This is a genomic window from Streptomyces sp. NPDC048211 (assembly GCF_043202315.1).
Lineage (GTDB): Bacteria > Actinomycetota > Actinomycetes > Streptomycetales > Streptomycetaceae > Streptomyces.
Window position 1 is genome coordinate 389,366 of record NZ_JBIDAD010000005.1, and the last position, 14,120, is coordinate 403,485.

The 14,120-nt window shown below is 71.5% G+C and carries 10 protein-coding genes; all 10 read left to right on the top strand.

Going from position 1 to position 14,120, the window contains the following annotated elements; all coding sequences use genetic code 11:
• Positions 1-17 precede the first annotated feature (17 nt).
• The 10 genes from ACGFZA_RS21340 (at position 18) to ACGFZA_RS21385 (ending at position 14,092) form a co-directional block, all read left to right on the top strand.
• On the top strand, positions 18-1,223 hold the full coding sequence (locus tag ACGFZA_RS21340) for an ROK family protein (protein WP_393681078.1): 1,206 nt from the start codon (positions 18-20) through the stop codon (positions 1,221-1,223).
• A gap of 88 nt (positions 1,224-1,311) precedes the next feature.
• Positions 1,312-1,395: a putative leader peptide gene (locus ACGFZA_RS21345; RefSeq protein WP_385274685.1), complete on the top strand. Its 84-nt coding sequence runs from the start codon at positions 1,312-1,314 to the stop codon at positions 1,393-1,395.
• A 328-nt stretch (positions 1,396-1,723) separates the two neighbouring features.
• Positions 1,724-3,316: an ABC transporter substrate-binding protein gene (locus ACGFZA_RS21350; RefSeq protein WP_385273994.1), complete on the top strand. Its 1,593-nt coding sequence runs from the start codon at positions 1,724-1,726 to the stop codon at positions 3,314-3,316.
• 1 nt (position 3,317) lies between these two features.
• A complete protein-coding gene (locus ACGFZA_RS21355) occupies positions 3,318-4,262 on the top strand; it encodes an ABC transporter permease (RefSeq protein WP_385273991.1) in 945 nt (314 codons plus the stop codon).
• Between the two features lie 5 nt (positions 4,263-4,267).
• Positions 4,268-5,155 carry an ABC transporter permease gene (locus tag ACGFZA_RS21360; RefSeq protein ID WP_385273988.1) on the top strand — a complete coding sequence of 296 codons (888 nt, stop codon included), beginning with the start codon at positions 4,268-4,270 and terminating at the stop codon, positions 5,153-5,155.
• Positions 5,152-7,011, top strand: coding sequence for a dipeptide ABC transporter ATP-binding protein (locus ACGFZA_RS21365; RefSeq protein ID WP_393681082.1), 1,860 nt, complete (start codon positions 5,152-5,154; stop codon positions 7,009-7,011). Before ACGFZA_RS21360 ends, ACGFZA_RS21365 begins: the two co-directional genes overlap by 4 nt.
• 95 nt (positions 7,012-7,106) lie before the next feature.
• Positions 7,107-7,937, top strand: coding sequence for a formylglycine-generating enzyme family protein (locus ACGFZA_RS21370; protein WP_385274030.1), 831 nt, complete (start codon positions 7,107-7,109; stop codon positions 7,935-7,937).
• Entirely contained in the window at positions 7,934-9,766 is a 1,833-nt protein-coding gene (locus ACGFZA_RS21375; protein ID WP_385273982.1) for a sulfatase, read from the top strand. The genes ACGFZA_RS21370 and ACGFZA_RS21375 overlap by 4 nt, the downstream gene beginning before the upstream one ends.
• Positions 9,763-12,078: an arylsulfatase gene (locus ACGFZA_RS21380; RefSeq protein WP_393681084.1), complete on the top strand. Its 2,316-nt coding sequence runs from the start codon at positions 9,763-9,765 to the stop codon at positions 12,076-12,078. The genes ACGFZA_RS21375 and ACGFZA_RS21380 overlap by 4 nt, the downstream gene beginning before the upstream one ends.
• Positions 12,079-12,442: 364 nt before the next feature.
• Complete coding sequence (locus ACGFZA_RS21385) at positions 12,443-14,092, top strand: MFS transporter (RefSeq protein ID WP_385273976.1); 1,650 nt, start codon at positions 12,443-12,445, stop codon at positions 14,090-14,092.
• Positions 14,093-14,120 lie beyond the last annotated feature (28 nt).

Here is a 14,120-nt window from a genome sequence, read left to right on the forward strand (position 1 = left end):
CACCTGAGGAAGGCTTCATGACCACGACCCCCCATGTCTTCCGGGCGACCGGTGACGGCCGGCGCGAGGCGAACGCCGCCACGGTGCTGCGCACCGTGCTCGACCACGGGCCGGTCGCGCGCCGGACGATCGCCGATCTCTCCGGGCTGAGCCCGGCCGCCGTGTCCCGGCAGTGCACCGACCTCGTCGGCCTAGGCCTGGTGCGGGAGTTGCCCGAGCTCGTGGCGAGCGGCGGAGTCGGCAGGCCGCAGATTCCGGTCGATCTGCATACCGGGGAGAACGGCGGGCCGGTCGCGGCCGGGGTGCACATCGGCGTACCGGGTTCGACGTTCGGCCTGCTGGATCTGCGCGGTCGGCTGCTGGCCCGCCGCGCACTCCCGCACGACGGCATCGCCCCGGGGGAGCTGTCTCTCCGGATCGTCGAGGAGCTGCGCGCGTTTCTCGGCGACGTGGGTCGCGGACGGCGTCTGCTGGGTGTGGGCGCGGCTCTCGGAGGCTGGGTGGATCCGGCCACCGGGACAGCAGTACGGCATGACGCGCTCGGCTGGCACCAGCGGCCGCTGGCCGCCGAACTCGCCCGTGGACTGGGCGGCGTGGAGGTGCGGATCGACAATCACGCCCGGGCCGTCGCCCAGTCCGAGATCCTCTTCGGCCGGCCGGCGGCACGCCGCAGCCTGGTGCACCTCTTCATCGGCAACGTGGTCGACGCCGCTCTGGGCATCGCCGGCGTGGTCCACCAGGGTCCCGAGTCCGGAGCCGGTGATGTGGCGCATCTGCCCGTACCCGACTCCACGGTCGTCTGCCCCTGCGGGCGGTCCGGCTGTCTGGAGGCCACCGCCTCCAACACGGCCGTAGGGCAGACCGCCGTGCGCCGTGGGATCGTGCCCGAACCGGACGCGTTCCTGGTGGTCGACGCCGCGGCGGCCGGAGACCGGCGCGCGGACCGGCTGCTGCGCGAACGGGCCCGCGCGGTCGGCCGGGCGACGGCCCTGCTCCTGGACGTCCTCAACCCCGATCTGGTCGTGGTCACCGAGCACTCCAGCCTGCTCAACCCGGACTATCTGGAGGAGATCCGGGGGGCCGCGGTGGACCACTCCCATGTCTGTCGCGATCCCGAACGGATCGTCAGTCCGCATGCCGGGACGGCCGTCATCCCCGTCGCGGCGGGCACCACCTTGCTGAACCCGCTGTTCAGGAGCCCCCTGACGGCATCTCCGAGATAGCGGCCGCTTCGGGGCAGGAGGGGGCTTCGTACCAGGATCCGGACAGACCGGGTTGACCGTCCGGCGAAGCCACTGTCATATTGCTCCCGTGAACCCGGACAAGCGCCTCGTCTCCCGCAGGCACGTCGACCTCTGTCGACAGGCCAGCGCGGTCTGTGCCGTCCGCAGCTGATCCGGGCCGTCTCTTCCACGGTCCCGTCCCGGAGTCCGCAGGGACTCGCTGACGCCTCACCGGGGGAACGGGATCTCCGGCCGGTGCCGATCTCCCGAGGTCCGCGCCGCGTCAGGGCCTGACGCGGCGCGCCACACCCCTCTCCGCTCCGACCGGAACGCTCGCACCCCGTCGGCGCTGATCCCACACGCCTCGAAGTGCCTCCGCACCGTGCCTTCTTCGGGTCGGACCACCTCGCCCTGAATTCCTCCCGCAGCGGAACGAATGCATGAGCGCGTCCCGCCGCACCCTCCCCTTCACCGTCTCTCACCGTCACAGGCAGGCTTCGATGACCGAGCTGTACCCCCTCATGCCTCCCGGCCCCTCCCGGCGCTCCGCCCTGCGCGCCGCCGGAGGCGGCACCCTGCTCCTCGGACTGGGCCTGGCGGGCTGCCGCTCGGCGGTGTCGGAGGCCTCGTCCGATCCGAAGGGCGCGAGCGCCGCACCCCGGCGTGGCGGTGTCCTCAACGTCGCCGTCAACAGCGACTTCACGCCCGCCCTGCTGTTCTCCCAGAGTGGGCAGTCCCTCCAGCACCGGCTGATCTTCAACACCCTGACCCGTTACGACGACCGGCTCAGCCCGAAGCCGGAGCTCGCCCGCTCATGGACGTACGCCAAGGACGGACGCAGCATCACGCTCCGGCTGCGCGACGACGTGACGTTCCACAGCGGACGCAAGTTCACCGCGGACGACGTGATCTTCGCGGTGAAGAACCTTCAGAACCCGGTCCGCGCAGCGCAGTTGCGGGCCACCGCCGCCACGGTCACCGGGTTCGAGAAGCGTGGCGAACACGAACTCGTGCTCAAGCTGGCACACCCCGTGAACAACCTCTTCGACCTGTTCGAGTTCATGATCATCGCCGACTCGGAGACCGTCGAGGACGCCGTCACCGGGAAGAAGCTCATCGGCACCGGCCCGTTCAGGCTGAAGAAATGGAGCCCCGGCTCCGGTCTGAGCCTGACCAGGAACGACACGTACTGGCAGCCCGGCCGTCCGTATCTCGACGGTGTCGAACTGCGCGTCATACCCCAGGCCGACGCGCTGATCTCGTCGCTGCGCTCCGGCCAGTCCCAGCTCTCCTTCAACGTGCCCGGCAAGAGCCTCGGTGTCGTCAAGAGCGATCCGCACCTCACCATCAGTGACTACGACACGGGCGGTGGCGCCGTCTACCTCGGGGTCAACACCACCATCGCCCCGCTGGACAACCGCACGGTCCGTCAGGCTCTCGCCTGGGCCGTGGACCGCGACCGGCTGCTCGCCCAGACCCTCGGCGGCTACGGCCTCGCCTCCGCCGCCCCCTGGCCCAAGTCCTCGCCCGCCTTCACCGAAGCACACCGCACCCACTACACCCACAACCCCGCCAAGGCCCGGGAGCTCCTGAGGTCCGCCGGGCACACCAAGCTGGAACTGCCCCTGCTCCACCTCGCGTTGCCCAGCGAGACGGCCATCGCCGAATCGCTCCAGTACGACCTCAAGCAGGTCGGCGTACGCGTCACGCTCCAGCCCACCGACCCGGCCACCGGGCAGAAGAAGCTGATCTCCCAGGACATGCCCGCCCTGTGGACCATGGGACACGGCTTCGCCCAGGTCCAGCCCTCGACGCTCGCCGTGAGCGCCTATCCGTTCAACGAGGCGAAGAACACCTCCAAGTACCGGTCCGCCGAGTACACCGAGGTGGTGCAGGAGGCCTGGACCAAGCCCGAGACGAGCACCGCCGAGGCCAACGCGCAGCACGAGAAGATCTCCTCCATCCTGCTCGACGAGGCGTTCCTCATCGACCTGGTCGTCCGCGGACAGGTCCAGGTCGCCGCCGACGGGCTGCACGGTGTCACCCTCAACAAGTTCTCGTACCTCAACCTCGACAACGCCTACCTGGTGTGACATGCGCAGCTACGTGATCCGCCGGCTGCCGTCGGCCCTCCTCGTCCTGCTCGCCGCCTCCTTCCTGATCTTCACCATCCTGCGGCTCGTCCCCGGTGACCCCGCCACCACCCTCGCCGGCCCCGACGCGGACGCGGCGACCGTCGCCGCGATCCGCGACCGGCTCGGCCTCGACGCACCCCTGCTCTCCCAGTACGCCCACTGGATCGGCTCGCTGCTCACGGGCGACCTCGGACCCTCCTACGCGATCGGCGGACAGACCGCAGACCTGATCGGGGACGGACTCGGCGCCACCACGGAACTCACCGTGGCCGCTCTCCTGTTCGTGGTCCTGCTCGGTACGGCCTTCGGCGTCCTCGGCGCCACGTCCCGCAGCCGATGGGTCCGCACCGCGGTCCGGGTCACCACGACAGCCGCCCTGGCCGTGCCGCCCTTCGTCAGCGGGGTCCTGCTCGTGCTGCTGTTCGCCGTGGTCCTCGGCGTGCTGCCCCCGGGCGGCCGGATCGCCTTCCTGAGCGCCCCCGATCTCGCCGCGCAGTACCTGCTGCTCCCCGCGCTCTGCCTGGCCCTGCCCAGTGCCGCCGTACTCGGCCGCTACCTCAAGGACGGCATCGAGCGGGGGCTGGCCGAGGACTACATCCGCACCGCGACCGCCGCCGGGGTCGCCCCGCGCCGGCTGCTGTGGCGCCACGCCCTGCCGAACGCCCTCCCGCCCGTCGTCACCCTGCTCGGCATGCAGGTGGGGCACCTGCTCGGCGGCGCCGTGCTCGTCGAGGCGATCTTCGCCTGGCCCGGTCTCGGGCAGCTCGCCGAGCAGGGCCTCCAGCGCCGGGACTACCCGGTCGTCCAGGACCTCCTGCTGCTCCTGGTCGCCGTCTTCGTCCTCGTCCAGTTGCTCACGGACCTCGTGTACGCCTGGCTCGACCCCCGGATCAGGTGGGAGTAACCCCCATGACCTCGACGACCGACCTCCTCACCGCCGGCCCGCCCCCGGCCGCCTCCAAGGCGCCCGGCCGGACCCGCAACCGCCACCCCTACCGCACCGCGCTGACCACCGCCCGCGCCCGCACCGGCCTCGTCCTGGTCGGCGCCGTGATCCTCGCCGGGCTGCTCGCGCCGCTCCTGGCCGGACACGGCCCCACCGACCAGAGCGGCCAGAGCCTCGCCGGCCTCGGCACCCCCGGACATCCGCTGGGCACCGACGACCTCGGCCGTGACCTGCTCAGCCGCGTGCTCTACGGCATCCGGGCCGACCTCGGCATCATCGCGGTCGCCGTACCCCTCGGCGCCGTACTGGGCTGCCTGTTCGCCCTCGTCGCCGCCGCGCACCCGGTGGCCGACACCGTCGTGCAACGGGTCTTCGACCTCCTCCTCGCCTTTCCGGGACTGATCCTGGCGCTCGCCGTCACCGCGATCCTCGGCCCCGGCCGCCTCCCCGTCGTCATCGTCATCGCACTCGCCGAGATCCCGGCGTTCGGACGGCTGCTGCGTGGCGGGATCCTCGTCCAGCGTGAGCGGGAGTACGTGACCGCCGCCCGGGTCGGCGGCAGTTCGGGCCGCCGGGTGCTCGTCCGGCACATCCTGCCCAACGCAGCCGACCCGCTCATCGTCCAGATCGCCGTCTCCCTGACCGTCGCCGTGTTCATCGAAGGCGCGATGAGCTTCCTCGGCGTCGGCGTACGGCCGCCGGAGCCGACCCTCGGAGCCGTGCTCAGCCAGTCCATGCCCTATCTCGCGCAGGCCCCGAACTTCGCCGCGGGCCCCCTGATCACCGTGACCGCGCTCGTCCTCGGCCTCTCTCTCATCGCCGAGGCGCTCAACCGGGAGATACGCCGATGACCGCCCAGGAGCTGCTGCAGGTCCGCGACCTCGGCGTCGAGTTCACCGCCCCCGACGGATCGGCGCTGCGTGCCGTCCGCGGCGTCTCGTTCACCCTGAACCGGGGCGAGACCCTGGCCGTCGTCGGTGAGTCCGGCTCGGGGAAGTCCACCACCGCACTCGCCCTGACCCGCATGCTGCCCGGCACCGGCCGCATCACCACCGGGCAGGTCCGGCTGGACGGCCGGGACCTGGCCGCCGCCACCGAAGAGGAGCTGCGCTCAGTGCGCGGCTCCCGCATCGGCATGATCTTCCAGGACCCCATGACGGCCCTGAACCCCGTCCTGACGGCCGGCCGCCACATCGAAGAGGTGCTCCGCGCACACGGCAGCCGCGACAAGGCAGCCCGCCGGGCCCGCGCCGTCGAACTCCTGGACAGGGTCGGAATCCCGGAGCCGCACCGCCGGGCCGACGACCACCCGCACCAGTTCTCCGGCGGCCAGCGCCAGCGCATCCTCATCGCCATGGCGCTGGCCGGCGAACCCGACATCCTGCTCGCCGACGAACCGACGACCGCGCTGGACGCCACCGTCCAGGACCAGATCCTCACCCTGCTCGCCGACCTCAACCGGGAGACCGGCACCGCCCTGGTCCTCATCACGCACAACATGGGCGTCGTCGCCCGTGCCTGCGAACGCGTCCTGGTCATGTACGGCGGCACGGTCGTCGAGGACGGCCCCACCGCCGAGGTGCTCACCCGCCCCCGCCACCCGTACACCGCGGGGCTCCTCGCCGCCGTGCCCCGCCTCTCCACCCCGTCCGGCACCCGGCTCACCGGCATCCCCGGCAGCCCGCCCGACCTCACCCTGCTCGGCGCGGGCTGCGCCTTCGCCGACCGCTGCACGCTCGTCGAGGACCGCTGCCGTACGGCCGTGCCCCCGCTCACCCGTTCGGCGAGCGGCGTGCACGTGGCCTGCCTGCCCGCCGCAGGGCGCACCGAACCGCTGCCCGCACCCGCCCCGCCCACCCGCATCGACCGCCCCGCCCCCGGCGCCCTCGTCCTGGAGGCCGAGGCGCTCCGCAAGACCTACAAGGGGCGTGGCCCACGGCGGCACGCGGTCCCCGCACTCGACGGCGTGTCGCTGACCCTGGCGGCAGGCGAGACCCTGGGCGTCGTCGGTGAGTCCGGATCCGGGAAGTCCACCCTGGCCCGGGTGCTGGCGCACGCCCACGCCTCCGACGGCGGCAGCATCCGACTGCGCGGCGAGGACATCACCCGGCCCTCCAAGCGCGCCCTGCACACCGTGCGGCGTCAGGTCCAGATGGTGTTCCAGGACCCGTACGCCTCGCTCAACCCCCGGATGACGGTCGGCGAGATCGTTGCCGAGCCCCTGATCGCCTTCGGTATCGGCGACCGGAACGAACGCCAGGAGCGAGTGGCGCGACTGCTGAGCAGGACCGGCCTGGACCCCGCCGTCGCCGACCGGCACCCGCGCTCCTTCTCCGGCGGACAGCGCCAGCGCATCGGCATCGCACGCGCGCTCGCCCCCGAACCCTCCGTCCTCATCTGCGACGAACCCGTCTCCGCGCTCGACGTGTCCGTACAGGCGCAGATCGTCGGCCTGCTCACCGACCTGCAGCGCGACCTCGGCCTCGCCCTGGTCTTCATCGCCCACGACCTCGCGGTCGTCCGGCAGGTCAGCCACCGCATCGCGGTCATGCACCGGGGCCGGATCGTGGAGACGGGCAGCGCCGACGAGGTCTGCGAACACCCCCGCGACCCGTACACCCGCGCCCTGCTGGCCGCCGCCCCCGAACCCGTGCCCCCGGCCGCCCGTGGTGCCGTACCTCCGCAGAAGACGGGAGCGCTGGCGTGAACGCGTGCTGCACCCCGGGCCGCACCTGTACGGGAGTGCTCCCGGTGCCGTCCGTACGCCGCGCGGCCACCCCCGCGGCCGCCGGACCCCGGGCCATGGCCGAACTGCCCGGCGGCGTCTTCCGGATGGGAGACGCCTTCGGGGAGGGGTACCTCGCCGACCGGGAGGGGCCGGTGCGCGAGGTGACCGTGGCCCCGTTCGCCATCGACACCACCGCGGTCAGCAACGCCGCATGGGCCGCCTTCGCCGACGCCACCGGCCACCGCACCGACGCCGAACGCTACGGCAGCTCCTACGTGTTCCACCTCCTGGTCGACCCGGCGGCCGCGCGGCACGTCCTGGGCCGGGTACCGGGCGCACCCTGGTGGCTCGGAGTGGAGGGGGCGTCCTGGAAGGCGCCCGAGGGGCCGGGCTCCGGAATCACCGGCCGGCCGGACCACCCCGTTGTCCACATCTCCCACGACGACGCCCTGGCCTACTGCGACTGGGCCGGGCTGCGGCTGCCCACCGAGGCCGAATGGGAGTACGCGGCGCGCGGCGGCCTCGACGGCGCCCGCTACCCGTGGGGCGACGAACTCGCCCCCGGCGGACGCGAGATGTGCAACATCTGGCGCGGCCCGTTCCCCCACCGCTCGGACCGGCCCGGCGGCCGGACGGGCACGGTGCCCGTCACCGCGTACGAACCCAACGGATACGGCCTCCACAACACGTCGGGCAACGTCTGGGAGTGGTGCGCCGACACCTACGGGACCGGTGAACGCGTCATCCGCGGCGGCTCCTACCTGTGCCACGCCTCGTACTGCAACCGCTACCGCGTCGCCGCCCGGTCCCACAACACACCCGACTCCTCGACCGGCCACGGCGGCTTCCGCTGCGCCCGCGACCGCGTCACCACCCGCGCAGCGGAAGGACGTACCACCCGATGAAGGCCGTCATGGTGATGTTCGACAGCCTCAACCGGCATCTTCTGCCGCCGTACGGCGCCGACTGGATCCACGCCCCGAACTTCCGCCGCCTCGCCGGGCGCACGGTCACCTACGACACCTGTTACGCGGGCTCCATGCCGTGCATGCCAGCCCGGCGCGAACTGCACACCGGGCGCCACAACTTCCTGCACCGGGGCTGGGGACCGCTGGAACCGTTCGACGACTCGATGCCGGAGATCCTGAAGCGCCACGGCGTCTACACCCACCTCGTCAGCGACCACCAGCACTACTGGGAGGACGGCGGCGCCACCTACCACGGCCGCTACAACTCCTGGGAGTTCTTCCGGGGCCAGGAGGGCGACGCCTGGAAGGGGCAGGTCGCGGAGCCCGACATCCCCGAGGACCTGCGCACCACCCGCAACGACCTGTGGCGTCAGGACTGGGTCAACCGCCAGTACCTCGACACGGAGGCGAAGCAGCCCCAGACCCTGACCTTCGACGCCGGCCTCGCATTCCTGCGTACCAACCACGCCGAGGACAACTGGTTCGTGCAGATCGAGACGTTCGACCCGCACGAACCCTTCTTCACGCAGGACCACTACAAGGACCTCTACCCGCACGACTACGGCGGACCGCACTTCGACTGGCCCGACTACAACAGGGTCACCGAGACGAAGGACCAGGAGAAACACGCCCGTTACGCGTACGCGGCGCTGCTCTCCATGTGCGACCACTCGCTCGGCCGGGTCCTCGACGCGATGGACGAACACGGCCTGTGGGACGACACCATGCTCATCGTCTGCACCGACCACGGCTATCTGCTGGGGGAGAAGGGCTGGTGGGCGAAGGTCGTCACCCCCTGGTACAACGAGCTCGTCCACACCCCGCTGTTCGTGCACGACCCGCGCAGCCCGGAGCGGGCGGGCAGCCGCGACGACGCGCTGGTCCAGACGATCGACCTCGCCCCGACCCTTCTCGACTTCTTCGGGGCCGACCGCACCCCGGACATGCAGGGCCGGCCGCTGCGCGAGACCGCGGAGTCACGGCCTCCCCGGGAATCGGCGCTCTTCGGCATGTTCGGCGGCCATGTGAACGTCACCGACGGCCGGTACGTCTACATGCGGGCCTGCCACGACGACACCAACCAGCCGCTGCACGAACACACCCTGATGCCGACCAGGATCCGCGGCCGGTTCACCCCGGCGGAACTGTCGGACCTGACCCTGGCGGAACCCTTCGCCTTCACCAAGGGCGTACGCACCCTCAAGATCGCGGCGAGCCCCTCCCCACTGCTCGGGCCGCAGCGGTTCGGCACGCTCCTGTTCGACCTCGAAACCGACCCGCGGCAGGAGAAGCCACTCGTCGACGACACCGTCGAACTGCGTATGATCCGGCTGCTGGTCGAGCGGCTGGCGGCGAGTGAGGCGCCCGCCGAGCAGTACGAGAGGCTCGGCGTCCCGCGCGAGGCCGGCGCGGTGTGCGAGACCCATCTCCTGGTCGCGGCCCAGCGCGAACAAGCGGACAGGGCCCGCGAACCCGCCGCCCGCTCCGACGAGTTCACCGAGGGCGCGCTCCACCTCCGTACCCCGCTGGCGCAGCTGCTGGCCGAGCCGGCAGCCGTCGAGGCGATCCGGCGCATCGTGCCGGGCCTGCTGGACACCGAGCTGCTGACCGTCCGCGGAGCCGGCACCCTGCTCCAGATCGCGGCGTTCGCCGGGCACCCCGGACGTGACCAACTCACCGCCCTCGCCGACGAACTGGCCCGGCTCTTCCCGCCTGCCCCGACGCCCTCCTCCTCGACGAGCGACCCCGGAGACCCACGCCGATGACACCCAGCACCCGACGCGACCCCTACGAAGGCTTCTCCGGCAGGATCGGCCGCACCTTCGCCGAGTCCGAACCCGCCTGGTCCCCGCCCCGCAGCCCGGGGCACAAGGCGCCCAACATCGTCGTCGTCCTCGTCGACGACATGGGCTACAGCGACATCGCCCCGTTCGGCTCCGAGATCGCCACCCCCACGCTCACCGCTCTGGCCGAGGCGGGCGTACGGCTGAGCAACTACCACACCATGCCGCTGTGCTCGCCGGCCCGCGCCGCGCTCCTCACCGGCCTCAACCCGCATCGCGTCGGCTACGCCATGGTCGCCAACTCCGACCCGGGCTTCCCGGGCTACGGCATGGAGATCGCGGACGACATCCCCACCCTCGCGGAACTGCTCCATGACTCCGGGTACGCCACGTACGCCGTCGGCAAGTGGCATCTCGTCCGCGACTCGGCGTCCAACGCGGCCGACGACCGGGACAACTGGCCGCTGCGCAAGGGCTTCGACCAGTACTACGGCGTCCTGGAAGGGCTCACCAGCCTCTTCCACCCGCACCAGCTGGTCCGCGACAACAGCCCGCTGGACATCGACGAGTTCCCCGACGACTACTACTACACCGACGACATCACCGACCAGGCGATCTCCATGGTGAAGTCGCTGCGTGCCCACGACCCCGACAAGCCGTTCTTCCTCTACCTGGCGCACAACGCCGTCCACGGCCCGCTCCAGGCCAAGCAGGAGGACATCGCCCGCCACCGGGGCCGCTACGACGAGGGCTGGGACGTGCTGCGCGAGCGTCGCTTCGCCGCGCAGCTCGCCGACGGTCTCCTGCCGCCGGGCACCGAACTGCCCGACCGCAACAGCGAGGCCGGACTCGACGTGCCGGCCTGGGCGAGCCTCACCGAGGAGCAGCAGAAGCTCTACGCCCGCTACATGGAGGTGTACGCGGCGCTCGTCGACAACATCGACCGGAACCTGGGCCGCCTCACCGGGACCCTCGAAGCGCTCGGCGAGCTCGACAACACCGTCATCGTCTTCACCTCCGACAACGGTGGCACGGGCGAGGGCGGCGCGGAAGGCACCCGCTCCTACTTCAGCCGTTTCGTCCACCACCCCGCGCTCCCCGGCGACTGGACCCCGGACGTCGACCGCGACCCGGAACTCATCGGTGGCCCGCGCAGCCTGGTGCACTACCCGCGCGGCTGGGGCATGGCCTCCAACACCCCTTTCCGTCTCTACAAGGGCCACACCTACGCCGGCGGTGTCCGCGTCCCCTTCGTGCTGTCGTGGCCGAAGGGGGCCCGAGAGGGACGGCTCGCTCCCGGCCTGCGGACGCAGTACCAGTACGTCACCGACATCGCCCCCACACTGCTGCGGCTCGCAGGTCTGGAGCGGCCCGTCACCCGGCGGGGCGTCACCCTCCAGGAGCCGGACGGAGCGAGCTTCGCCCCGGTGCTCGCCGACGCGGCACACGGCTCCACACACTCCGAGCAGTACTGCGAGATGACCGGCAACCGCAGCTTCTACCGGGACGGCCACAAGCTCGTCACCCTCCACCGCCCCGGCACGCCTTACGACGACTCCGAATGGGCGCTGTACGACATACGGACCGACCCGACCGAGATCCACGACCTGGCCGCCGAACGCCCCGGCCTCGTCAAGGAGCTGGCCGCCGCCTGGGAGGAAGCCGCCTGGCGCAACGGCGTCTTCCCGCTGCCCGACGGCAGCGGGGCCCTCGCCCGGCGCAACCCAGCCGAGCAGCGTCTGACCCGTCCGCTGACCCTGCTGCCCGGCACCCCGGAACTGGAGCGCTACCGCTCCTCCCGGCTGGTCGCGCTCCGCTCGTTCGCGATCTCCGTCGTGATCGACGAGACGGGGGACGGGGTACTCGTCTCGCACGGTGACCAGGGCGGTGGCTACAGCCTGTACGTCGAGGACGGCCGGCTTCGGTTCGCGTACAACGAGTACGGCGTGCTCCACGAGAGCGACGCGGGCCCCCTGGCACAGGGCGGGCACGTGCTCCGTCTCGTGGCCGCGGCGGAGCGGGGCCTGCGCTGGAGCTTCACGGTGGAGGCCGACGGAGAGGTGCGGGCCACCCCGCCGAGTGTGCACCAGCTCATCGGCATGGCCCCGTTCCAGGGCATCAGCGTCGGGATCGACCGCAAGTCGCCCGTCTCGTGGCCGCTGTTCGAGCGCCATCGTTCCTTCCGCTTCCGGGGCCGGCTGCGATCGGTGACCTATCACCCGGGGGGCCCGGGGCCGGACTCCCCGGAGGCGGTGGCGGCAGCGCTCAGGGAAGCAGCGGCGGCCTTCGAGTGAGTCCCGGGCGGCCGGGGCCGCATCGGCTGCCCCGGCCGCCCGCCACGGGGCCGGCCGGTGGCAGGGGCAGCGGCCGCGCGTTTTCAGCTGCCTGAGACCTCTTTCCGACATCGTTGTCACGCGTGGTGACGTGGCGTGCGCCAAGCGAAGGGCGACGGGCGGCGTGGGCGGTGGTGTGCTGCCGGTCGCGGGCGTAGCAGCACCTGCCGCATACCGGGGCGGCTGCCTGCTGCTGGGTGGCCGGTGCGGCGAGCGGTGTCGGCCGGCGGTTCGCGTAGCCCGATTGGCGGCGGCCCACGGGCAGGGCTACCGTCGGGGGAGTGAACGATCGCGTTCACTGACGGCTTGAGCGACTAGCAAACCCATGACGGGCTCCCACGCGACACCCCAACGGGCTGCCGAGTCCCCGAAGAAGGGACGAGGCAGCGGGATCGCCCTTCTCGTCATCTGCTCGTGCCAGCTGATGGTGGTGCTCGACATCACCATCGTGAACATCGCCCTCCCGCACATCCAGACCTCGCTGGGCTTCTCGACCGAGAACCTGAGCTGGGTCATCAACGCGTACACGCTGACGTTCGGCGGGCTGCTCCTGCTGGGCGGGCGCCTCGGCGACATTCTGGGCCGCCGCAGAGTCTTCATGTTCGGCGTCTCCCTCTTCGTCTTCGCCTCCCTGCTCGGCGGCCTCTCCCAGGAGTCATGGCAACTGCTCGCCGCGCGTTCCCTCCAGGGCGTCGGAGGCGCGATCGCCTCGCCGACGGCACTCTCGCTCATCACCACCACCTTCCGCGAAGGCCCGGAACGCAACAGGGCGTTCGGCGTGTTCGCGGCCGTATCGGCGGGCGGCAGCGCCATCGGCCTGCTGGCGGGCGGGGTGCTGGTGGAGTGGCTCGACTGGCGGTGGATCTTCTTCGTCAACATCCCCATCGGTCTGCTGATCGTGCTGGCCACCCCCCGCTACATCCGGGAGTCCGAACGCCATCCCGGACACTTCGACCTCGTGGGCGCGCTCACCGCGACCCTGGGCATGGTGTGCCTCGTCTACGGCTTCATCCGGGCCTCCGAGGAGGGCTGGGGCGACACCCTCACCCTCGCTGCCTTCGCCGCGGCCGTGGTGCTGCTCGGCCTGTTCATCGCGATCGAGAGCCGGTCCCGGCAGCCCATCACGCCGCTGTGGATGTTCCGCGACCGCAACCGTGCCGGCACGTACGGAATGATGCTGAGCCTCGCCGCGGCCATGTTCGGCATGTTCTTCTTCCTGACCCTGTTCGTGCAGAACATCCTGAACTTCAGCCCGCTCAAGGCGGGTCTCGCCTTTCTGCCGATCAGCGCCATCATCGCGATCGGCGCGGGCATCGCCTCCCAGCTGCTTCCCAAGTGGGGACCCAAGCCCTTCATGGTGACCGGCGCGGTTCTCGCCGCCCTGGGCCTGGGATGGCTGACGCAGACGGATGTCCACAGTTCGTACCTGGGCAGTCTCCTGGGACCGGTGCTGGTCTTCGGCCTCGGCATGGGCCTGCAGTTCGTGTCGCTGACGCTGATGGCCGTCTCCGGGGTGGAGCCGAAGGAGGCCGGTGCAGCCTCCGGCATCCTCAACACCACGCAGCAGGTGGGCGGATCGCTCGGCCTGTCCATCCTCGTCACGGTCTTCGGTACGGCGAGCCGCAACGAGGCGACCGACCAGGTCCCCAAGTTCCTGGCGGAGGCGTCACCGGCCCAGCTGGCGGAGTTCCGCAGGACGGGAGAGCTTCCGGGGCAGTGGGGCGACCAGGTCCTGGCGTCCGGTGTCTCCCAGGCGTTCGTCGTCGCCGCGATCTTCGCCGTCGTCGCCGCGCTGATCGCCCTGATCGTCATCCAGGTGCGCCCCTCGGACCTGGAACGCCTGCGCGGAGACGGGGCGATGCCCGGTGCGGGACCGGTGGGGGAGCCGGCGGCAGAGGCCGCGGGCACCGCTCCGGTGCGGGACGCGCAGCCGCCGGGCAGGGACGACCGCGAAGGCCCCGGTCCGCGGAGTTGACGGCCCTGTCCGTGCCCCGGGAATCCGG